The organism is Streptomyces sp. NPDC054786, from assembly GCF_053611685.1.
Genome location: NZ_JBSHAW010000010.1, coordinates 38310 through 60785, shown reverse-complemented (window position 1 = coordinate 60785; position 22476 = coordinate 38310). Strand labels below are relative to the sequence as shown.

The window sequence follows — 22476 nt, the reverse complement described above, 5'->3', positions numbered from 1 at the left end:
CCATCACCTTGCTGTGGGCGTGCAGGGCCTGCAACCGGGGTCGTTCCCGCTCAGTCGGGCGGTTCGGGAGCCGGGTGGTCGCCCGGCTCCGCGCCGGGCGGCTCCTCCGGGTTCGGGCCCGGCTCATCCGGTTCCGGCTCGGCCGGCACCGGGTCATGCGGCACCGGGTGCGGGTCACTCGGCACGGGCCCCGGCTCCTTGGGCGTCGGCTCGGTGGTCATGGCGTGGATGGTCCTCAAGGTCATGGCGCTCTCCTTCCTCCCCATCCTCCGTCGGATGCCCCTGGTCGGCCCGTTCAAGAAAAAAATCCACGGCTGCGTTCGTGAGGCGCTCCGTTCACGAGGCGAAGGACGCGGCCGGAGGGCCCCGAGGCCCTGCCGACGGGCTCCTCAGTACACGTCGCGGACGTAGCGCTTCTCCGCCGCGAGCTGCTTGACGTAGCCGGCGGCCGCCTCCTCCGCCAGACCGCCGTGTGCGACGGCGATGTCCCGCAGCGCACGGTCGACGTCCTTGGCCATCCGGGACGCATCACCGCACACATAGAAATGAGCGCCGTCCTGGAGCCAGGACCACAGCTGGGCGCCGTGTTCCCGCATCCGGTCCTGGACGTAGACCTTGGCGCGCTGATCGCGGGAGAAGGCGGTGTCCAGCCGGGTGAGCAGCCCGTCGCGGCGCAGCCGGCCGAGCTCCTCCTCGTGGTAGAAGTCCGTGGCGCGGCGCTGCTCGCCGAAGAAGAGCCAGTTGGGGGCGCGGTGGCCGCGGGCCTGCCGCTCGTCGAGGAAGCCGAGGAACGGCGCGACTCCGGTACCGGGGCCCACCATCACCATCGCGGTGGCCGGATCGGCCGGCGGACGGAAGTGGGCAGCGCGCTGGACGAACACCGGCACCGGGCGGCCGGGCTCGGCATCGGCCAGAAAGGTGGAGGCCACGCCCTTCCGCGGGCGCCCCCGGCGGTTTTCGTAGCGGACCACGGAGACCGTCAGACGGACCAGACCGGGATCGGTCAGCGGGCTCGACGAGATGGAGTACTGCCGGGGCTGCAGGCGCTTGAGGACGCCGGCCCACTCCGCCGCACCGGCCCGGACCGGGTGTTCGGCCAGGACGTCGACGGCCTGACGGCTCCAGGCCCACTGGGCCAACTCGCCCTTGTTGTCCGGCCGCAGCAGCTTTTTCAGGACCCGGTCACCGGTGCGTTCGGTGACCAGCCGGAGGAGGCCGGGGGTGATCCGGGTGATGTCCAGATGGCGGTGCAGCGCCTCGCCCAGAGGCACCGTGCCCAGGCCGGTGAGGTCGACGCCGGCGGCCGGATCGAGGCCGGTGACGGCCAGCCACTCCGCGACGAGCTCCGGGCAGTTCCGCGGCAGCACGCCGAGCGCGTCACCCACCTCGTAGTCCAGTGGGGTGCCGTCGCCGTCACGGGTGTCGAAGGTGAACTGCCGTACCTCCTTGGTGGCCCCGGCACGGCTGAGCAGCTGATTGCCGACGAGGCGGACGGTGACGGGCGCGGCCTTGGAGGGGCGGGTGGCGGCGGGCGCCGCGGGAGCCGGGGCGGCATCCGGTGCGGGCGCCGCGGGGTCCGGCGCCCCGGCGGTCCCGGTGTCCGTGGCGTCGCCCGTCTCCGCCCCGGCCTCCAGAGCCGTGAGCACCTGGTCGAGCCACTGTCCCGCGGGCTGCTCGTAGTCCGGTTCGCAGTCCGTACGCGGCGCCAGCCGCACCGCGCCCAGTTCGGCGAGCCGGTCGTCGAGCCGGCGGCCGTGGCCGCAGAAATCGTCGTACGACGAGTCGCCCAGCGCGAGGACGGAGTAGCGCACACCGTCCAGCCGGGGGCTGTCCGGCGCGTTGAGGACATCCCAGAACCCCGCCCCGTTGTCGGGGGCGTCGCCGTCACCGAAGGTGCTGGTGACCAGGAGCAGATCGGCGCCCCGTGGCAGCGTCGCCGGTGCGCTGTCGGCCATGCTCAGCAGCGTCGCGTCCCGCCCGCTGCCCTGCAGCCGCCGGGCCGTGTCGGTGGCGACCTCCTCCGCGTTGCCGGTCTGGGAGGCCCACAGGACGAGGACCGTACGTGCGGGCGGGGCACCGTCCGCTTCGGCGGGGGCGTCCGCCGGGTCCGCCGCCGTCGCCGGCCGGGCGTCCGGCGCCCGCGAGAACATCCCGGCCAGCACGCCGTTGACCCACAGCGCACTCTCCGGGTCCAGGGGCGCCTGGGCGGGCAGCACGGGCGTGCCGGCGGTACGCCCGGAGCCCAGCCCGGCGAGGAAGCCGGACAGATAGCGGCGTTCGTGCTCGGCCAGCACCGGCGGGGCGGAGCCGGCGAGCTGGAACACCTCGGACAGCACCGCCACCGCACCCTCCGGGCCGGCGCCCCGGCCCGCGCCGGTCTCGGGCAGGCCGTCCCCGTGCGCCGTGCCGGCCTCGGGTGCGCCGCCCGTATGTGCCGCGCCGGCCCCTCCCTGCCCGCGCCCCGCCTCGCCCGCCACCCTGGCCAACGACACCGCGCACACCTTGAACTCGGGCTGGAAGGAGACCGGGTCGACCGCGTCATGGGTCACCGCATTGACGCTGAGGTACTCGCCGAACAGATCGTTCCAGTGGAACGGCGCAAAGCAGTTCCCGGGCCGTACCCGGTCGGTCAGCACGGCGGGCAGCACCGCCCGGCCGCGCCGCGAGGCGACCTCGACGGTGTCGCCCTCGGCGATGCCCAGCGCCTGGGCATCGTGCGGATGGAGCTCCACGAAGGGGCCGGGGTTGAGCTTGTTCAGCTTGGCGACCTTGCCGGTCTTGGTCAGGGTGTGCCACTGGTGCGGCAGCCGGCCGGTGTTCAGCACATAGGGGAAGTCGTCGTCGGGCAGTTCGGCCGCCGGAAGATGCGGACGGGCGAAGAAGGCGGCCCGGCCGCCGGCGGTGGGGAAGGACAGCCGGGGACGGGTGCCGTCCGGCCGCTCCTCCAGGGTCTGGCTGATGCCGTCGTTGAGGTAGCGCACCGGATTGCGGTCGGGTCCGTCGGCGGCCGCGCTGGGCCACTGCACGGGGGTGTGCCGCAGTCGCTCATAGCTCACCCCGCGCAGGTCATAGCCGGTCCGCGGGTTCCAGGCGCGCTTGATCTCCTCGAATATCTCCTCCGCGCTCCGGTAGCCGAAGGCGTCCTCGTACCCCATCTCGCAGGCGATCCGGGCGATGATCCGCCAGTCCGGCCAGGCCTCGCCCGGGGCATCGGCGGCCTGCCGGACCAGCGTCAGATTGCGCTCGGAGTTGACCATCACGCCCTCGGACTCGGTCCACATGGCGGCCGGCAGCACCACATCGGCGTAGGCATGGGTCTCGGTCTCCGCGAAGACGTCCTGCGAGACGACGAATTGTGCCGCCTCCAGCCCCTCGATGACCGTCCGGCGGTTGGCGACCGAGGCGACGGGGTTGGTGCAGATGATCCAGCAGGCCTTGATGTCCCCGTCCGCCATCCGCCGGAACATCTCGACGGTCCCCCGGCCGGGCTCGTCCGCCCGTACCGTGCCCGCCTCCAGGCCCCACAGCTCCTCGACGAACGCCCGGTCCTCCGCCACCAGCGTCGAGCGCTGGCCGGGCAGGCCCGGCCCCATGTAGCCCATCTCGCGGCCGCCCATCGCGTTGGGCTGGCCGGTGAGCGAGAACGGGCCGCTGCCGGGGCGGCAGATCGCGCCGGTCGCCAGATGCAGGTTGATCAGTGCGTTGGTGTTCCAGGTGCCATGGGTGCTCTGGTTCAGGCCCATGGTCCAGCAGCTCATCCAGTCGCCCGCCGCGCCGATCCACTCCGCGGCCCGGCGGAGGTCCGCCTCCGGTATCCCGGTGATCTCCGCGACCGTCGCGGGCGGATAGTCGCGGAGAAAGTCCGGCATCGCCTCCCAGCCCTCGGTGTGCTCGGCGATGAACTCCGCGTCGATGGCGCCGCCTTCGACCAGCAGGTGCAGCAGACCGTTCAGCAGCGCCAGATCCGTACCCGGCGCGACCTGCAGAAACAGATCGGCCTTGGCCGCGGTGGCGGTGCGCCGGGGATCCACCACGATCAGCTTGGCGCCCGCCTTCACCCGTTCCATCATCCGCAGGAAGAGAATCGGGTGGCAGTCGGCCATGTTCGAGCCGATGACGAAGAAGACCTCGGCGTGCTCGAAGTCCTCGTACGAGCCGGGCGGGCCGTCCGCGCCCAGCGACAGCTTGTAGCCGCTGCCCGCGCTCGCCATGCACAGCCGCGAGTTGGACTCGATGTGCCGGGTACGTACGAAGCCCTTGGCGAGCTTGTTCGCCAAGTACTGTGCCTCCAGGGTCATTTGACCGGAGACATAGAGGGCGAGGGCGTCCGGGCCGTGCTCGTCGACGATCTCGCGCAGCCGCGCGGCGGTCCGCTTGACCGCCGTTTCCATCGACTCGGCCACCGGCTCGTCGCCACGGTCCGCGCGCACCAGAGCGGTCGACAGCCGCCCCGGCGCGCTGAGCAGCTCGGCGCTGGTCGCACCCTTCGTGCACAGCCGCCCGCCGTTCGCCGGGTGGGCCTTGTCACCGGCCGCCCTGCGGACCGTCCGCCGCCCGTCCGGGCCCGTCGCGACATCCAGCACGATCCCGCAGCCGACGCCGCAGTACGAGCATGCCGTCCGCACCTGCGTGAGGCTCTCGGCCGGCGGTTCCGGTGCGGTCACGGGCGGTCCCCTTCGTGGTCGGATGCTCCGCTCCACGGTACGAACCGCCCGTTAACCAGGTGTCACGTCAAGCGATCACCCGTCGTTACGGCGGCCACACAGTCGCCGGCCTCGCCACGTGAGATCGGCCGGCGGCCGCCGCTCAGGGGACCAGATCGCCCAGCGGTACGTCCGGATCGGCGAGCCGCTCGGGGTCCACGGCCCGCCCGCTCGCCACCAGGGCCCGGATCGGCTCGGTGACGTCCCAGACGTTCACATTCATCCCGGCCAGCACCCGGCCGCCGGACAGCCAGAAGGCGATGAACTCACGGGCACCGGTGTCGCCGCGGAACACGACACGGTCGTATCCCTCCGGTTCCACCTGGCCGGTGTACTCCATGCCCAGGTCGTACTGGTCGGTGAAGAAGTACGGCAGCCGGTCGTAGCTGACCTCCTGGCCCAGCATGGCCTTGGCCGCGGTCTGCGGCTGGTTGAGGGCGTTGGCCCAGTGTTCGACGCGGAGGTGCCTGCCCAGGAGGGGGTGGTAGGCGTTGGCGACATCGCCGGCGGCGTAGATGTCCGGGTGGGAGGAGCACAGCCGCTGGTCCACGACGACACCGTTGTCGACCTTGAGCCCGGCCGCGGCGGCCACCTCGCTGTTGGGTGTGATCCCGACGCCGACGATGACCGCATCGGCCGCGATGCGGGTGCCGTCGGCCAGCCGTACCCCGTCCACCGCACCGTCCGTGCCGGTGATCTCCGTGACCTGGGTGCCGCAGCGCAGCGCGACGCCGTGCTCGGTGTGCAGATCGGCGAAGATCTGGGCGGCCTCGGGGCCCAGCACCCCCAGCAGGGGCAGCGGCGCCGACTCCAGCACGGTCACCTCGACCCCGGCCGCGCGCGCGGCGGCCGTGGTCTCCAGACCGATCCAGCCGCCGCCGATCACCACGATCCGGGAAGCGGACCGGAAGAGGTCCTTGAGGCGGTCGCTGTCCGCCAGACGCCGCAGCGTGTGGACCCCGTCGAGGTCCGCGCCGGGCACCGGCAGCAGCCGCGGTGTGGAGCCGGTGGCCAGCAGCAGCTTGGCGTAGCCCAGCCGGCTGCCGTCGGCGAGGGTCACTTCGTGGGCCGCCGGGTCGAGGGCGGTGACGGCGTTGCCCAGGCGCAGATCGACGTCGTGCTCCGCGTACCACTGCGGCGGATGGACGTACACCTTCTCCTTCTCGGAGCTGCCCAGGAGATAGCCCTTGGACAGCGGCGGACGCTCGTAGGGACGCTCGTGCTCGTCACCCAGCAGCAGAACGGGGCCGTCGAAGCCCTCCGCCCGCAGTGTCTCCGCGGCCTTCGCGCCGGCCAGCCCCGCTCCCGCGATCATGAATGCTGTGTTCTGGGCCATGTCCCGCTCAGCTCCTTCGGACGATCGGTTACCCGGTCATCAGTTACCCCTCCGAAGCGCGAGTGGATACCGCCGATGGAGTTGCCGTCACCCCCGCCCGGCGGTCCGCTCCAGATGCCCGCGCAGCGCCCGCGCCGTCAGATCGCGGTCCTCGCCCAGGACGAAGGCCCGCACGCCGTCGGCGTGCCACTCGGCGCGGCGCTCCGGCGTGGTGGACATGGCGCAGAACGGAACCATGTGACGGGCGCAGGCGCCGCGGACGGCCTCGACCGCTTCCCGGACGCGGGGGTGCCGGACCTGCCAGGGCACTCCGTAGGACTGGGAGAGATCGCCGGGACCCGGCAGGACGAGGTCGACGCCGCCGGGGGAGAGGATCTCGTCGATCGCGTCGACCCCCTCGGCGTCCTCGATGAGCGCCACGACCATGATCTCCTCGTTGGCCCGGCGGATGTATTCGGCCGGGTCGATACGGCCGAAGCCGGGGCCCCGGCCGCCGTTGAGGGAGCGCATGCCCTCGGGCGCGTAACGGGCGGCGCGGATCGTGGCGTCGATGTCCGCGCGCCGCCGGACGTGCGGGACGACGATGCCCATCGCCCCGGCGTCCAGGGCGCGCAGCACGGCGCCGGGGTCGGCCTCGGGGACCCGGACGAAGGGGGTGAGCCCGGTCGTCTCGGCGGCCCTGATGAGGTTCTCCAGTTGCTGCGGGTCGACGAGGGTGTGCTCGGTGTCCAGAATGACGAAGTCATAGCCGGCGCAGCCGATCATCTCGACCATCGCGGGCTCGGGCAGGGTGCCGAACAGGCCGTGCACCTCCTCGCCCGCGGCGAGCCGCTGCCGGACCGCGTTGGGGCGGAGCATCTCAGGCCTCCTCGGTCGTGCCGGGCTCCGCGGCGCCGAGGAAGTGGAACTCGGGGCGCGGGTGCATCAGGAAGTCGTGGTGCGAGATGTTCCAGGCGTACGCCCCGGCGACCCCGAACACCACCCGGTCGCCGGGCCGCAGCCCCGGCGCCGGGACGTTGCGGGCGAGGACGTCCTTGGGGGTGCACAGCTGCCCGGTGACGGTGACCTGGCCGCCCCGCGCCGCCGACCGCGGCCAGGGGTGCGGCCAGGGCGCGTCGGACGGCAGGACCGTGCAGGGCTGGTCATGGCCCTTGGTCGCGGGGGTGCGCAGATGGTGGGTGCCGCCGCGGACGACGGCGAACTCCTCACCGTGGCTGTGCTTCACATCCAGCACCTCGGTGGCGTACCAGCCGCAGTACGCGGTGAGCGCCCGGCCGGGCTCGATGCGCAGGGTGAAGCCGGGGTGGGCGGCGGCGAGCCGCGCCAGGCCCGCACCGAACGCGGTCCAGTCGAAACGGCGCTCCGGGGCGGCGTAGTCGACGGCCATCCCGCCTCCGATGGTCACCTCGGAGAGGGGGATGCGGTGGTGCGCGGCCAGCTCGGCGGCCCACGTCACGATGGACTCCGACACGGCGAGTTGCTCGGGCGCCTCCAGGCCGCTGGCCAAGTGGGCGTGGATGCCGCGCAGTTCGAGCTGCGGGTAGGTGCCGTCGGTGAGCAGGGCGACGACCTCACCGGCCTGCGCGGGGTCCAGGCCGAAGGGGGTGGGGCGGCCGCCCATGGCGAGCGAACTGCCGTCCAGGGAGCCGTCGTCGACCGGCAGGTTGAAGCGGGCCAGCACCGCGATACGGCGCTCCGGGGCGAGGCGGGCGGCCAGGCTCGCGAGCATGTGGAGCTCGTACACGCTCTCCACATGGAAGCGCTCCACACCGGTCTCCAGCGCCTGCGCGACCTCGGCGGGTGTCTTGCCCGGTCCGCCGAAAGCGAGCGGGGCGCCCGGCACGGCCTTGCCGACATGCGCCAGCTCGCCGCCCGAGGAGACCTCGTAGCCGTCCACGTACGGGCGCAGCGCCTCCAGGATCTCCGGCTCCGGGTTGGCCTTGGCCGCGTAGTACAGCTCCACGCGCTCGGGCAGGGCGGCCCGAACCTCCGCCAGATGTGTGCGCAGCGCCGTCAGGTCGTAGAGGTAGGCGGGCAGTTCCGCGGGGGAGAGGGTCAGCGCTCGGTCCCGGACCTGCGGGGTGAGGGCGGGGGCGGGAGTGGTCATCGTGCGCTCCAGCGGGTGGTGTCATCGGTACGCACGGCGCCCGACAGGACGGCCTCGGCCAGCGGCGAGGGCAGCAGGACATAGCCGGCCTCGCGGTCGGCCTTGCGCTCCCAGCGGGTGAGCAGATTGGCCTTGGCGGGCAGCGGGACGCCGGCCAGCAGGGCGGCCAGCCGCGGCGGGCAGCCGTAGCGGTCCGCGTGGGTCTGCAGGGTGCGGCGGACCTGCGCCCACAGGTCCGTCTCGGTGTCCGGGTGCAGATCGGCGAGCGCGGCGAGCATCTCGGCGACGTGGTTGACCAGCAGGCAGTACACGACGCGGTCCCAGCCGCGCTGGGCGTCGTAGGTCATCGGCGCCGCGATCTGTCCCGGCAGCGAGGCCAGCAGTTCGGTGTGGTGCTCGGGGACGAGCTTGGTGCCCTCCAGGTCACGGAAGAGGACCTGTGCGGGCATGCCGTCGCCGTCGACACAGACCAGCACGTTCTGCAGATGCGGCTCCAGCACCAGGCCGTGGTCGAAGTAGGCGGCGAGCACCGGCGGCAGGAGCAGATTGAGGTAGGCGGCCCACCACTCCAGCGCGGCCTGCGGGCCGGCACCGTCCAGGAGGCGGGAGATGTGTGCCGGGCTGGTGGGGTACTCATCGGCGACCGCGGCCGCCAGCAGCGGGGTGGTGCCCGGCAGCAGCTGCTGGGACAGGCCCTCACGGACGATGACCCCGAACCCTTCGAGCAGTTCGGTGTCCGGGCGGCCGTCGGCGCCGGGCAGCGCGAGGCTGCGGTAGGCGGGTTCACGGAGCACCGCGCTGCCGGGGAAGCGGGTGGCGAGGTCGGAGAGCGCCGGGGCGAGCAGGCGGGTGAGGGCCACCGCGCCGGACAGCTCGTAACTGGCGTTCTTCCGCAGGCAGTTGGTGATCCGGACGTTCAGGCTGAACTTCAGGAAGGCGTCGCCGTCGTAGAGCGTGCGCACCGACGCGGTGGCGGCGAACGGCGTCTCGCTGGTGCCCAGGACGCGGATGTCGTCGCGGTCCAGCGCCTCCTGCAGGCCCGCGTGGTCGCGCAGCAGCTCGTACTGCCAGGGGTGGACGGGCAGCAGCCGGTAGCCGTCCGGGACGTCGGTGTGCAGCGCGTCCAGGGGGTCGGTGGCACCGTCGGCGGACACCTCCTCGGCGATCAGCTCCTCGCGTACGGCGAGCAGCAGCAGCGGGAAGACGGCCCCGGCCTCGGGGGCGTACGACTGCCAGGCGGCGGGGTCACCGGTGCGGGCCTTGGGGGTCGGGTGGAAGCGGTGGCCGAGGATCAGCGCCTGCTCGGAGGTGACATAGGCGGACTGCCAGTCGTCCGCCGCGGCCTGGCCGGCGGCGGTGTCCTGCTCCGTACGGGCCGCCAGCGCCGCGGAGACGGCCCGATGGCTGGAGGCGATCTGCGCCAGGAACTCCTCGTTGTGCACCCCGGTCCGCAGCGACAGCTCGGCGTGCACATACTCGGCCAGCCGGCGCCAGCCGACCTCGGCCCAGCCGTCGGCGGTCTGTTCGGACACCGGGCCGGTGAACCGGTGCGCGCCGAGCAGCGAGGTACGGCGCAGCGCGACCCGCAGCAGCACCCCGCGCCGCGGCAGCCGCAGCAGCAGCCGGCCGTGGTCGACGGCGGTCTGGTGCTCGGGTCCGGACACCTCCCGCAGCAGGCAGTTGAGCAGGGTGTGCGCCACGGCCTGGTCCGCGGTGGGCAGCCCGGCGGGGGCGGCGCAGGCCGGGGCGGTGGTGGGCGAATTGGTCAGCGAGGGCATCGAAGGCTCCTGCGGGTGCGGAGAGTACGGGGGAGGGCGGTCGCCAACACGGTGACCAGCGCTATCGCGGTGCCGGTCAGGACGGGCGCGGTGGGGCCGAACCAGTCGTTTCCGGCCGCGGCGGCCACACCGGCGGCGACCGCGCCGGCCTTGGAGAAGAATTCGATCGAGCCGAACAGCCCACCGGGGGCGCGGCCCTTGGCACAGTCGGCGGCCAGCACCGACATACAGACCAGGCCCAGGGTGAGGCCGGCACCGAGCACCAGACGCACCGCGACGAACGAGGTGAGCGAGTCGGCGATGCCGTGCCCGGCCAGGCCCAGTGCGATACAGCCGAAGCCGAGCGCGATGCCGGTCCGGGGGCGGCTGCGGAAGAGCGAGTGCACCGGGATCGCCGCGACCAGGTAGCACATGTGCGGCAGGGCGAACAGGACACCGGACACCATCGGGCCGGTGCCCGGTATGCGCTCCTTGATGAGGGAGATCAGGTACGGGAAGGAGATGACGGTGGAGAAGACGAAGGCGAACTCGATGGCGTACAGGGCCCGCAGGGAAGCGGCCGGGGCACGCCCGGAGGGCTCGGCGGCGGCCTCGACCACCGGGGTGCCGTCCGCCTCGGTCTCCGCGGTGGTGGCCTGCGGTGGTGCGGGCCGGGACCGCGGGGGCTCCGGCAGCGCCGCCAGCATCGCCGCGGCGGCCAGCGGCAGCACGGCCAGCAGCGCGTACTGGCGGTGCGGCGACAGCCACGGCGTCAGCGAGCCGACCACGATCGGCGCGCACACCAGCGCCGCGCGGGCACTGCCCTGCATCAGCGTCAGCGCCCTGGACAGCGCATGGCCCTCCAGCGCCGCCCCCAGATAGCCGTTCGACGCGGCGAAGGTGCCGCCCAGTACGCCCTGGATCACCAGGGCGGCGGCGAAGGTGCCGATCGAGTCGGCCCAGCCCGCCAGCAGGAAGGCCGCGGCGAGTCCCAACTGCGCCCGCAGCAGCAGCCGTTTGCGGCCGAACCGGTCGGCGAGCCGTCCCCACAGCGGCGCACCGAGGGCGCCGAAGATGGTGGGCACGATGTAGAGCAGACCGGCCCAGCGGGCGGCGCCGTCGCCCAGCTCGGGCAGGATTTCGGTGAGGTACGGCGGCAGGCCCAGCGCGGCGAACGAGGCCACGAAGTAGCACCCGGCCACGGCGAACACCTGACGGCGGGCGAGGCCGGGAGTTGTCTTGGTCTCGACGGCGGCCGGTTCGACGCGTGGGGAGGTGGCGGTTTTCATCGGGCTCATCGGGAAGTCCCCGTCGGCAGCAGATAGTTGGGGCCGGTGGTGTAGTGCTTGTTGATGTCGGCGGCGCCGGACCGCTCCTTGGACAGCAGGGTGCCGGCGCTGACCATCGCCTTGACCGGCAGCTCCGGGGCGTCCAGGAGGTGTGCGCGCAGCGCGGCGCCCGGCCCGCCCGGTGCGGTGCCCAGCCGTGCGACGGCCTCGGCGAGCCGGTCGCGGACCAGGCCCAGCAGCCGGTCGAGCGGGGCCCGTCCGTGCCGGGCCAGCCCGAAGGCGTAGGAGCCCGCGCACAGATGGAGGGTGATGGTGGTGAACAGGTCCAGCACCGGCCGGTCGTGGTCCGCGAAGATCCGCGGATCGGCGAAGTCCGCGGGGTCGGGGGCGTCCTCGCCCAGGGTCTCCCGCAGCCGTACGGCGTTGATGCGCGGCGCGTCGTTGTCCTTGAACAGCAGCCGCAGCCGGGTGCCGTGCGCCCCCTCGTCCAGCACCAGCGAGATGTTCTGCTGGTGCGACTCCAGGCCGAAGCCGTAGCCGAACAGGGTGGTCTGCCAGTCGAAGAGCAGGGCCAGACAGGCGTCCAGCAGGGCCGGCGGGTCACCGCCGTAGAAGCGGTCGGCGAGCTCGTCGATCACCAGCCGACCGCCGGGCGCCGGGGCCAGCAGCGCGGCCATCGGCACCACGGCACTGCCTTCCAGCCCGGCCGGGTAGCGCCGGCACAGCACGGCGAGCAGCTCGTGGTCGGCGTGTGCGTAGACCGTCTCGTCGGCCTGCAGGATCGACTCGGCGAACCGCGGCTCGCGGGCGATCACCTTGTCCAGCAGCCGCTGGCCCTCGGCACCGTCGATGAGCGTGCGGGGCTTGATGGTGCGCCGGTTGCGCAGCCCCAGCGTCGCGGTGGCCAGCGGCAGCTTCAGATGCAGCCGGGGATCGCCGTTCACCGCCACGGTCCGCATCGACAGGGTCGGCACCGCGCCGAGCAGCGCACGGTCGGACAGCACCGCCTCGCGATCCAGACCGGTCTCGCGCAGCGCCTCGTGCAGCGCGTCGCCGAGGGTCAACGGGTGGACGGGGAGCGCGAGATGGCTGTCGTCGAGGTGCGGAAGATCCAGCTCCGCCGGCGTCGGCCAGCAGTCTGGCAGCGCCGCGGCGCCGCCCGCGACGGTCATCGCGGCGCGGGGTACGGCCAGCCAGCGCAGCGCGAAGTCCGGACGGAACTCCGGTGCGTAGGACCGCAGTTGGCCCTCGTCCAGACCGGATCGGCCCCGCGAGGTCGGGTAGACGGGGTGGTCGATGCGCGCGGCGAGCGTGTCGTACGCCAGACCGCCGTCCACTCCCCGCCAGCCCTCGGACGAGGCGCCATGACGTTCCGTCAGGATATGGTCGACCTCGTCCCGGGTGCGGGTGTGCAGCCGCATCGTCGCCAGGGTCTGCCGGCACTCCTCGGCGAAGGCGTCGAAGCCGGGGTGGTCGGCCGGATCGGCGAGGGTGCGCAGAGCGGTGAGGATCTCGTCGACCGAGGTGAGCCGGGCGCCGTCGGATTCGCGGACGAGCAGCGGCAGCCGGGCCGCATAGGTGCTCTGGTACCCGTCCGCGCCCAGCGGCAGCAGCAGGGCACCGGCGGCCGGGTCCGCGGGCAGCCGCAGCCAGGGGCCGTCCGGCCGCTCCAGCAGCGTGCCGCGGGTGCGCAGCCCGACCACGTCCTCGCGCAGCAGCGCGCTCAGCACCCGCAGCAGCAGCTCGGACTCCTCGGCCGCGCCGGCCGTGTCCTCCTTGGCCGCGTCGGTGCCGGTGTCGAGGGAGACGGTCATGACGAGATCTCCCAGCGCTCCGCGGCGAAGAAGTCTTCCGCGACCCGGTCCAGCACGCTGCGGTCGGTGCCGGTGGACCGCAGGACGCCGAGGTAGTCGCGGTTGGTGCGGTACAGCGGGTGCTCGGCGCCGACCGTGCGCAGCGGCCGGTAGGCCAGCCGTACGCCGTCCGCGTCGCGGTCGGTGGCGCCGGGCGCGGCGGTGAGCGTGCCGGCCCGGTCGGCGAGGGCGTACTCCACCCGGCCCGCGCCGTCCTGCCGGGCACCGAGATCGGCGGGCAGCGGCTCGCCGAGATGGGTCCGCAGGACGTGCTCGAACAGCTCGATGCCCAGCACCTGGGCGAGCAGCAGATCGCACTGGTCGCCGATGACGCGGTAGTTCACCTCGATGAGCCGTGCCCGGCCCTCGTGCACCACGAACTCGGTGTGGCAGGCGCCGAATCCGACGCCCAGCGCGTCGAGTTGGGCGAGCACCTGCGCGACGACCGGCTCCGGGTGGGCGGCGACGAAGTCGTGCCGCTCCTCGATGAAGGCCGGCGGTGCGGAGAGGGTGGTGTGGAAACCGCCCAGGACATGGCGCAGCCGGCCGTCACCGAGGGTCTCCAGGGTGTACAGCTCGCCGGCCAGGAACTCCTCGGCGACCAGCGCCGCCTGCGGGCGCCGCGCCTGGATCTCCGCGGCGCGCGCCACCAGTTCCACGGGGCCGGCGGCCAGCATCACATCCTCGCTGGCCACGCCCTCGCGGGGCTTGACGACACAGGGGTAGGGCAGCTCCGCGGCGGTGAGCGCGGACGGGTCCTGGCCGGGGGCGAGCTCCGCGGACCGCACGGTGTCGGTGCCGGAAGCGGCGAGATGGCGGCGCATCTCGGCCTTGTTCTTGGCGCGCAGCGCGGCCCGCCAGTCCTTGCCGGGCAGCCCGAAGTACTCGGCGGCCAGGGCCGCCTGGGTCTGCAGATGGTCGCTGTTGGTGAAGACCGCGGCGGCCGGGTGATGGCCGGCTATGCGATGGATGACGGCGCGGAAGTCATGGACGTCGCACTCCAGGACCTCGGCCCGGTCGCAGGTGCGCCGGTGTGCTTCGGGCTGGTCCGTCAGCACCGTGACGTCGAGACCGAGGCGGGCGGCGGCGGGGAGGAATCCCTCGGTGACCGAGTCGGTGGGGTTGAGAGCGAGCAGATACATCCGCATGGGCGGGGTCCTTCAGGATCAAGGGTGGTGCGGGGGACATCGGGGACGGGGGCGGGCCGTGGGGACGGCGGCCCACCCCCGTTTCGGGCGCGTCAGCTCTTCGGCAGCGGCACGCCGATGGCCTTCGCCACGTCGGCGAGCATGTGCTCGGCGGCCTGGATGCCGATGCCGGACATCCAGGTCTCGTCGGGCACGTCGAAGACCTTGTGGTTCTTGACGGCCGGCAGGTCCTTCCAGACGGGGTTGGACGTGACGTCCTTCTGCTGGGTCTTGTCCGGCGAGTCGGCGACGGTCACGAACACCAGGTCGGCGTCGGCCTTGTCGATCTGCTCCGGGCTGACGTCGAGCATCGTCTTGACCGGGTCGGTCGAGCTCTGCGACTTCGGCCGGGCCAGGCCGATGTCGTTCAGCACCACGCCGCTGTAGGAGGACTTCTGGTACAGGCGGGTCGGGCCGGCCACGAAGCGGACCACGGACGCCGAGGGCATCTTGCCGTGGTACTTCTTCTTGATGGCCTCGCCCAGCGCCTTGGCGCGGGTCTCGTACTCCTTCAGCTTCCGGTCGGCCTGCTTCTCCAGACCCAGCGCCTTGGCGTGGACCTTCAGATTGGCCTTCCAGGGACCGCCGGTGGTCTCGGTGAAGACGGTCGGCGCGATCTGCTTGAGCTTGTCGTAGATCTTCTCGTGCCGGACCTTGGAGGACAGGATCAGGTCGGGCTTCAGGGAGATGATCTTTTCGAGGTTCGGCTCCAGCAGCGGACCGACGTCCTTGACGCCCCCGATCTCGTCCTTGAGGTAGGTGGGGAAGCCGCCCTCGGTCTTCATGTGCGGGGAGACCGCGCCGACGGGCTTGACGCCGAGCGTGGTGACATCGTCGAGCTCACCGGTGTCCAGGACGACCACGCGCTTGGGCTTGGCGGGGATCTTCACCTCGCCGCCCATGGCGCTCTTGACGGTGCGCGGGAAGCCGGCGCCGCCCTTCGCCGCGTCATCGCCGGCCGAGGACGAGCCGCCGCCGCACGCGGTGAGGGCGCCGGCGCCCAGGACGACGGCGAGCAGTGCGGCCGGCAGCCGGCCGGCGCCGTGAAGAGTGGATCTGGTGAGCATGAGGGTTCAACTTCCTTACGGGGAGCGGAAAAGGGAGAGGTCGTGGGGGGAGCGGTGGGGTCAGACGGCGGTGGTGTGCCGTTTCGCGCTGCCCTTGGGGACGACCAGCGGGGTGCCGGTCTCGGGGTCGGGGATGACCCGGCAGTCCACGTCGAACACGGACTTGACCAGCTCCGCGTCGAGTACGTCCGCCGGTGCGCCGGCCGCCGCCAGCTGCCCGTCCTTGAGGACCACGAGGTGATCCGCGTAACGGGCCGCCTGCCCGAGGTCGTGCAGCACCATCACCACGGTGCGGCCCGCCTCGGAGTGCAGCGCGGCGACCAGATCGAGGACATCGAGCTGGTGCCGCAGATCCAGGAACGTGGTCGGCTCGTCGAGCAGCAGCAGCTCGGTGTCCTGCGCCAGCGCGAGCGCGATCCAGGCGCGCTGCCGCTGGCCGCCGGAGAGCCGGTCGACGGGCTGGTCGCGCAGCTCCACGGTGCCGGTGCGCCGCAGCGCCTCCTCCACCGCCTGCTGATCCGCCGTCGACCAGGGGCTCAGCAGCCGCTGGTGCGGGTAGCGGCCCAGGCGTACCAGCGCCTCGACCGTGATCGCCTCGGGGGTGACCGGCTGTTGGGGGAGCAGCCCCATCCGCAGGGCCAGCGCCCGCGCGGGCATCCGGTGGATATCGGCGCCGTCCAGCGCGACGGTGCCGGCGGCCGGCGCCAGCAGCCGGGTCAGACCGCGCAACAGGGTCGACTTGCCACAGGCGTTGGGGCCCACGACGGCGGTGACGGCGCCGCCGGGCAGCACCAGGTCGAGGCCGCCGACGATCAGCCGGTCGCCGTAGCGCAGATCGAGTCCCTGGGTGGAGAGCTGGTTGGCGGTCATCGGACACTCCTGTTGACGGAACTGCTCTGACGGATCATCAACACCAGCAGCCACGGCGCGCCCAGAGTGGCGGTGACCATTCCGACCGGCAGCCCGCCGACCGGCAGCAGGTACTGCGCCACGAGATCGGAGGCGAGCAGCAGTACGGCACCGGCGAGGCCGGACAGCGCCAGCGTCCCGGCGGTCGGCGGCCCGGCGAGGAACCGCACCACGTGCGGAACGGCGAGCGCGACGAAGGCGACCGGGCCGGTGAGCGCGGCGGCCAGCGAGGCGAGCACGATGGCGACGACCAGGACCTGCAGACGGGCGGCGTGGGTGCGCAGCCCGAGCGCGCCGGCCGAGTCGTCGCCCAGGTCGAGGACGGCGAGCCGGCGGTGCAGCGCGAAGGCGCCGAGCAGCCCCACGGCCATCGCCCCGCCGGCGGACCACACTTCGGTCCAGGTCCGCCCGTACACCGAGCCCGTCGTCCACTGCAGGGCCGACCCCGCGAGTTCGGTGGGGAAGCGGACGACCATGAACGTCACCGCCGCGGACAGGCCCGCCTGCACGGCGAGACCGACCAGCACCAGGCGGGTCACACTGACCCCGGAGCGCCAGCCGAACACCCCCAGCAGCGCCGCGGCGAGCAGCCCGCCACCCAGCGCGGCCAGCGGCATCAGCGCCTGCGAGGCCCCGGCAGCCAGCATCGCCACCGCGCCGAACGAGGCACCGCCGGTCACGCCCATCACATCGGGGGAGGCGAGCGGATTGCGGAACAGCCGCTGCAGCAGGGCACCGGCCACCGCCAGACCCGTCCCCGCGACGATCGCCGCGACCATCCGCGGGGCCCGGAACTGCTGGACCACCAGCACCGTGGCCGAATCGCCGATACCGAACAGGCCCTTGACCGCATCGGCGGGCGGCAGCGGCATATCGCCGTTGGCCACGGACACCGTCACGAGTGCGGCGAGCACCACGACGCCGGCGAGGGCGAGCAGCGGGATCCGGCGGACCGCGGGCTTGCGTCCGGGGGCCGGGGCCCGGGGCGGGGCGGAGGGCGGCGAGCCGAGCGCCTTCGTGCTCCGTATGCCGTCGGTCATCGGGCCACCTTCCGGGCCAGCAGCGCCAGCAGCGGCGCGCCGAGGAACGCGCTGATGATGCCGACCTGCAGCTCGGACGGCCGGATGACGATCCGTCCGAGGATGTCGGCGGTGAGCAGCAGCAGGGGGCCGGCTATCAGGCAGCCGGGCACCAGGATCCGGTGGTCGGAGGTGCGCAGCAGCTGGCGGACCAGGTGCGGGGCGGCCAGCCCGATGAAGGCGAGCGGACCGGTCACGGCCACCGCCGACGCGGCGAGCAGTATGACGGCCAGACCGCCGGCCACACGGATCCGGGCCACCCGTACGCCCAGCGCCTGCGCCGCATCGTCGCCCAGCGCCAGCGCGTTGAGGGCGGGGGCGAGGGCCAGCGCGAGGACCAGACCGAGCGCCAGGGTCGGCAGCACCGGGTAGAGCACCGACAGCGGGCGTTCGGCCAGCGAACCGGCCATCCAGAACCGGGCCTCGTCCAGCGACCGCTTGCTGGCCAGCATGACCGTCGACGTCCAGGAGAGCAGGACGAGTTGGAGGACGGTGCCGCCCAGCGCGAGGCGCGCGGGGTCGAGATCACCCGCGCGCCGGGCCAGCGCCTGGGCGAACAGTGCGGCGGCCGCGGCTCCCGCGAACGCGAACCAGACGTACTGGGCGGGGCGGGTCAGATGCAGTGCATAGATCGCGGTGACCACCGCGAAGCCCGCGCCCGCGTTGATGCCGAGCGTCGTCGGGGACGCGAGCGGGTTGCGGGTGACGCCCTGGACGACCGCGCCGGCGACACCGAGGGCCGCGCCGACCGCGAGGGCCACCACGGTCCGTGGCAGCCGAAGTCCCGTCACCACAAGGGCATCCCGCCCGTGGACGGTGCCGGACAGCGCGTCCCACACGGTGGACAGCGGTACGGACCGGGCGCCGAGGGCGAGGCTCAGGGCGGCACAGACCGCCAGGGCACAGAGTCCGGCCACGAACAGCGGGACGCGCCGCAGGGCGTTCGCGGCGGGGCGCGCATCGGGCACAGGGGGTGCGGTGGCAGTTGGTTTGATCGTCGGCACGCGTCGTTACATTAGGTTAGGCATACCTAAACTTGCAAACGCGCCTGCGTTAAACGATCAACTGTCCCTTTTGTCGGGCGGAGATCCACCGAAGAGCCGTCGCGGGGCCCCGACCTGGGGTGATCTACCCGTCTTCATGCCTGCTCACTCCACTGAACTACCGCCTGTGCCCCTGCCGTCGATCCGGCGGCGCGTGAGTGAATCGCCCGGAAAGCGGGTCGATGGCACTGTTTCGTCGATGTGCTTCTCTGGGGGGCGAGGCTGCCGTCTTGCCCAGCTGAGGAGCGCCATGGCCCCCACCACTCCCCGTATCGCGATCATCGGCGCCGGCCCCGGCGGGCTGACCTGTGCCCGCGTCCTGCAGCGCCACGGCGTACCGGTCACCGTCTTCGACCACGAAGCGTCCGCGGACGCCCGCCCGCAAGCCGGTGCCCTGGCACTGCAGATGACGGAAGGTCAGGCAGCACTGCGGGCCGCCGGTCTGCACGAGGAGTTCGCCGCAATCGCCCGTCCCGAGGGGCAGGAGATGCGGCTGCTCGACCACACCGCGACGGTGCTCTTCCAGTACACCCCCGCCCCCGGCGAGACCGGCCGCCCCGAGATCGACCGGGGCGAGCTGCGCCGGCTGCTGCTGGACTCCCTCACCCCGGACAGCGTGCGCTGGGGCAGCTATCTGCGCACCCTGCATCCGCTCGGCGACGGCTGCCACAAGGCCGAGTTCGACGACGGTCACACCGAGACCTTCGACCTGGTCATCGGCGCCGACGGCGCCTGGTCCCGGGTCCGGCCGATGCTCTCCGACGCCACCCCCCACTACACCGGTGTCACCCTCGTCGAGTCCCGATTCGAGGACGCCGACACCCGTCACCCGGATGTCGCCCGCCTGGTCGGCGGCGGCAGCATGAGGGCCGAGTCCGCCGACCAGGCGCTGATCGCCCACCGCGACAGCCGCGGCCGCATCCGCCTCTATGCCGCCTTCCGCGGCTCCGAGGACTGGGCGCTGGAGACGGGGGTGCACAGGGCGGACACCGAGGCCGTCCGCGCCGCGCTGCTCGACCGGTTCGCGGGCTGGGACGAGCGGCTGCTGGCGCTGCTGCGGGACAACGACGGCGGGTTCGTCAACCGGCCGCTGTTCGCCCTGCCGGTGCCGCACACCTGGACCCACACCCCGGGCCTGACCCTGCTCGGCGACGCCGCGCATCTGATGTCCCCGTTCGCCGGCACGGGCGCCGGCCTCGCCATGCTCGACGGCGCTGAACTCGCCCAGGCCCTCGCCGGACACGGTGACCCGGACGAGGCGGTACGCGCCTACGAAACGGCCATGCTGCCCCGCGCCGCCGAGGCCGCCGCGGCCGCCGCCCGCGTCCTGGCCGAGGCCCTCGCCCCCGACGCCCCGCGCGGCTCGCTGCGCCATCTGCGCGCCGGCTCCGGTGGCCTGCGGCCGTAGCGGGGCCGGTGCCGTCACCACAGGATCCGGCCACCCCGGCCGCTCGCGCCCCGAGCCGACCCCGCTCCCCGCGTTGCCCGGTCACGAGAGATGATCGCCTGTCATGGCCCGGCCGACGCCCGGACGCCGCGCACCCGAGAAGACCCGGCCCCGCCGGGCACCGGCCGACACCGCGCTCCCGGGCGGCCGAGCCGGCCCGCCGTCCGCCCTCCGGTTGCGGCCCTGTCGTACCCATCGGACGATCGGCAGCGTACGGATACCGACCGGCAGGGTGCGGACGCGAGCGCGGCACCGCCCGGCCACGGCTCGGCGCGGAGGGACGGAACACACCGTGAAGATCACTGAGCCCACACCCGGCGCGCCCTGCTGGGTGGAGCTGGGTACGTCGGACGTGGACGCCGCCAAGGTGTACTACCGCCAGGTCTTCGGCTGGCGCGCCGAGACCGACGCGCGGGAGGAGGCGGGCGGCTACACCATGCTCTACCTCGGGGGCGCCCCGGTCGCCGCGCTGACCCCCCTCTACACCCCCGGGCAGCCCACTGCCTGGACCGTGTCGTTCGCGACGCGGGACGCCGACGCACAGGCCGCGGCGGTCGCCGAGGCGGGCGGGCGGCAGCTGATGGGGCCGATGGACGTCTTCGACCTGGGCCGCTTCGCCGTCGTGGCCGACCCGGAAGGCGCGGTTTTCTCGCTGTGGCAGGGCCGTTCCTTCGCCGGCGCCGCGGTGTTCAACGCACCGGGCTCGCTCGGCTGGGTCGAGCTCGCCACCCGGGACGCGGAGGCCGCCAAGGCCTTCTACACGCGGATCTTCGGCTGGACCGTGGGTACGCACGAGGACTATCCGCAATGGGGTATCGACGGCGCCGACTTCGGCGGTATGAGCGCGCTGGACGAGTTCTATCCGGACGACGTCAGGGCGCACTGGCTGCCGTACTTCGCGGTCGCCGACGTCGATGGGACGGCCGCCCGGGCCGCCGAGTCGGGGGGCATGCTCCTGGTGCCCCCGACGGATGTGCCCGCGGGACCGAGGGTCGCGGTGATCCGGGATCCGCAGGGGGGACACTTCGGGATCCATCGGGCCGGTACCGAGGGCTGACCCTCGGCGGCTCCGTGTGCCGGCGGGGCGGCGACTGCCCGTGACCCGGGCGCACTTGTGCTGTCACACGATCGGCGGCCTGTTCGTCGTTTCACCACATTCCGCGGGGTGATTGCGCGTAATGTCCACTTCGCGCCAATGGGTGGCATTGCGCGTCGAGAACAGGAGACCCCTATGTCCACGACCGACCTCCTCGTGGCCCGAGGTAAACAGCTCGCAGCCGGCGCGGGCGCACTGACCGCGGCCGTCGCCCTCGGCGCGACGCTGCTCTCCGCGGCCCCGGCCCAGGCGGCGCCCGCACCCACCAAGCCCTTCGGCGTGGTCACTGCCAAGGCGGGTCTGAGCCAGCGTCAGTACCCCAGCACGGACTCCTCCGTGCGGGGCTACCTCCGTCACCGCTCACAGGTCGGCCTGGTGTGCAAGGTGCGCACCCAGAGTGTCCGCGGCAACTCCGTCTGGTACCTGACGCGCAACGAGCGGCCGGCGTGGGTCTCGGCGAAGTACGTGACCAACAGCGGCTACGTGAAGTACTGCAAGGACGTGCAGCACACCCGGGTGCAGGCGAACACCCCGGCGAAGCACGCCGTGGGCTGATGGAGCCCGGGTAAGGCCCGGTCCGGTGCCGCGGATGTGCCGGGCCGGGCCTACGTGTGTGCGAGGGGCAGGGCCGGGCGCGCGGGGTTCAGGGACGGGAAACCGAGAACGGAGAAGAACCGTGCAGATCGATCTCACCGGCCGGACCGCGATGGTGACCGGCTCCACCCAGGGCATCGGGGCGGCCATCGCCATGGGGCTGGCCCGCGCCGGCGCCCGGGTCGCCGTGAACGGCCGCAGCGCAGGATCCGTGGATGAGGCGCTGGAGCGGATGCGTGCCCAGGAACCGGGCGCGGCATTTCTCGCGGCGCCCGGCGACCTCGGCACCGACAGCGGCTTCGGCCAGGTCGTCGAGGCCGTCCCGCAGGCGGACATCCTCATCAACAACCTGGGCATCTTCGGCCCCAGGCCCGCTCTGGAGATCGATGACGCCGAGTGGCGGCGGTATTTCGAGATCAATGTGCTCACGGCCGTCCGGATGATCCGCCGCTATCTGCCCGGAATGACCGAACGCGGCTGGGGCCGCATCCAGAACATCGCCAGCGACTCCGCCCTGGTGATTCCGGCGGAGATGATTCATTACGGAATGTCGAAGACCGCGCTGCTCGCGGTGTCCCGGGGCTTTGCGAAGGAGGCGGCGGGGAGCGGGGTGTGTGTGAACTCGGTGATCGCCGGCCCGACCCATACGGGCGGGGTCGAGGACTTCGTCCGCGACATCGTCGGCCGGGATCTGTCGTGGGACGAGGCGCAGCGCGCGTTCATGCGGGAGTACCGGCCGCAGTCGCTGATCCAGCGAATGATCGAGCCGGAGGAGATTGCCGCCATGGTGGTCTATCTCAGCTCCCCGTTCGCCTCGGCGACGACCGGTGCGGCCGTCCGCGTCGACGGCGGGTACGTCGACTCGATCGTGCCCTGACCGACGGCGGACGGGTGACCCGCCCGCTGCCCTTTCCCCGCCGGTCTGCCCGCCGCCTTTCCCCGCCGGTCTGCCCGCCGCCTTTCCCCGCCGGTCCGCCCGCCGCCCTTCCCCGGCCGGTCCGCCCGTCGC

General features: G+C 72.8%; 17 protein-coding genes. 4 read left to right on the top strand and 13 right to left on the bottom strand.

The annotated features are described in order from the left end of the window. Window positions 1-50: 50 nt before the first annotated feature. The 13 genes from ACWGI6_RS10815 to ACWGI6_RS10755 all read right to left on the bottom strand — a co-directional run bounded on the left by ACWGI6_RS10815 (window position 51) and on the right by ACWGI6_RS10755 (window position 18255). A complete protein-coding gene (locus ACWGI6_RS10815) occupies window positions 51-245 on the bottom strand; it encodes a hypothetical protein (protein WP_453267172.1) in 195 nt (64 codons plus the stop codon). A gap of 144 nt (window positions 246-389) precedes the next feature. Continuing rightward, window positions 390-4664 (bottom strand): molybdopterin-dependent oxidoreductase, encoded by a 4275-nt coding sequence (locus ACWGI6_RS10810; RefSeq protein WP_453267171.1) that lies wholly within the window; start codon window positions 4662-4664, stop codon window positions 390-392. A gap of 142 nt (window positions 4665-4806) precedes the next feature. Further along, window positions 4807-6039: an NAD(P)/FAD-dependent oxidoreductase gene (locus ACWGI6_RS10805; protein WP_453267170.1), complete on the bottom strand. Its 1233-nt coding sequence runs from the start codon at window positions 6037-6039 to the stop codon at window positions 4807-4809. A gap of 87 nt (window positions 6040-6126) precedes the next feature. Further along, complete coding sequence (locus tag ACWGI6_RS10800) at window positions 6127-6897, bottom strand: HpcH/HpaI aldolase family protein (protein ID WP_453267169.1); 771 nt, start codon at window positions 6895-6897, stop codon at window positions 6127-6129. A gap of 1 nt (window position 6898) precedes the next feature. Continuing rightward, window positions 6899-8146: a type III PLP-dependent enzyme gene (locus tag ACWGI6_RS10795; protein ID WP_453267168.1), complete on the bottom strand. Its 1248-nt coding sequence runs from the start codon at window positions 8144-8146 to the stop codon at window positions 6899-6901. Further along, window positions 8143-9924 carry an IucA/IucC family protein gene (locus ACWGI6_RS10790; protein ID WP_453267167.1) on the bottom strand — a complete coding sequence of 594 codons (1782 nt, stop codon included), beginning with the start codon at window positions 9922-9924 and terminating at the stop codon, window positions 8143-8145. The genes ACWGI6_RS10795 and ACWGI6_RS10790 overlap by 4 nt, the downstream gene beginning before the upstream one ends. Continuing rightward, window positions 9912-11192, bottom strand: a complete 1281-nt coding sequence (locus tag ACWGI6_RS10785) for an MFS transporter (RefSeq protein ID WP_453267288.1) — start codon at window positions 11190-11192, stop codon at window positions 9912-9914. The genes ACWGI6_RS10790 and ACWGI6_RS10785 overlap by 13 nt, the downstream gene beginning before the upstream one ends. Window positions 11193-11197: 5 nt before the next feature. Beyond that, window positions 11198-13006: an IucA/IucC family protein gene (locus ACWGI6_RS10780; RefSeq protein ID WP_453267166.1), complete on the bottom strand. Its 1809-nt coding sequence runs from the start codon at window positions 13004-13006 to the stop codon at window positions 11198-11200. Next, window positions 13003-14193 carry an ATP-grasp domain-containing protein gene (locus ACWGI6_RS10775; RefSeq protein ID WP_453267165.1) on the bottom strand — a complete coding sequence of 397 codons (1191 nt, stop codon included), beginning with the start codon at window positions 14191-14193 and terminating at the stop codon, window positions 13003-13005. The genes ACWGI6_RS10780 and ACWGI6_RS10775 overlap by 4 nt, the downstream gene beginning before the upstream one ends. Window positions 14194-14285: 92 nt before the next feature. Next, on the bottom strand, window positions 14286-15299 hold the full coding sequence (locus ACWGI6_RS10770) for an ABC transporter substrate-binding protein (RefSeq protein ID WP_453267164.1): 1014 nt from the start codon (window positions 15297-15299) through the stop codon (window positions 14286-14288). Window positions 15300-15359: 60 nt separating this feature from the next. After that, complete coding sequence (locus tag ACWGI6_RS10765; RefSeq protein ID WP_453267163.1) at window positions 15360-16169, bottom strand: ABC transporter ATP-binding protein; 810 nt, start codon at window positions 16167-16169, stop codon at window positions 15360-15362. After that, on the bottom strand, window positions 16166-17248 hold the full coding sequence (locus ACWGI6_RS10760; RefSeq protein WP_453267162.1) for a FecCD family ABC transporter permease: 1083 nt from the start codon (window positions 17246-17248) through the stop codon (window positions 16166-16168). Before ACWGI6_RS10760 ends, ACWGI6_RS10765 begins: the two co-directional genes overlap by 4 nt. Next, window positions 17245-18255 carry a FecCD family ABC transporter permease gene (locus ACWGI6_RS10755; protein ID WP_453267161.1) on the bottom strand — a complete coding sequence of 337 codons (1011 nt, stop codon included), beginning with the start codon at window positions 18253-18255 and terminating at the stop codon, window positions 17245-17247. The genes ACWGI6_RS10760 and ACWGI6_RS10755 overlap by 4 nt, the downstream gene beginning before the upstream one ends. A gap of 325 nt (window positions 18256-18580) precedes the next feature. On the opposite strand from ACWGI6_RS10755, the gene ACWGI6_RS10750 reads away from it, so the two are divergent. The 4 genes from ACWGI6_RS10750 (at window position 18581) to ACWGI6_RS10735 (ending at window position 22344) form a co-directional block, all read left to right on the top strand. Continuing rightward, on the top strand, window positions 18581-19738 hold the full coding sequence (locus ACWGI6_RS10750; RefSeq protein ID WP_453267160.1) for an FAD-dependent oxidoreductase: 1158 nt from the start codon (window positions 18581-18583) through the stop codon (window positions 19736-19738). Between the two features lie 331 nt (window positions 19739-20069). Beyond that, complete coding sequence (locus tag ACWGI6_RS10745) at window positions 20070-20834, top strand: VOC family protein (RefSeq protein ID WP_453267159.1); 765 nt, start codon at window positions 20070-20072, stop codon at window positions 20832-20834. 174 nt (window positions 20835-21008) lie between these two features. Beyond that, window positions 21009-21428: an SH3 domain-containing protein gene (locus tag ACWGI6_RS10740; RefSeq protein WP_453267158.1), complete on the top strand. Its 420-nt coding sequence runs from the start codon at window positions 21009-21011 to the stop codon at window positions 21426-21428. 121 nt (window positions 21429-21549) lie between these two features. Continuing rightward, window positions 21550-22344: an SDR family NAD(P)-dependent oxidoreductase gene (locus ACWGI6_RS10735; RefSeq protein ID WP_453267157.1), complete on the top strand. Its 795-nt coding sequence runs from the start codon at window positions 21550-21552 to the stop codon at window positions 22342-22344. Window positions 22345-22476: the final 132 nt, after the last annotated feature.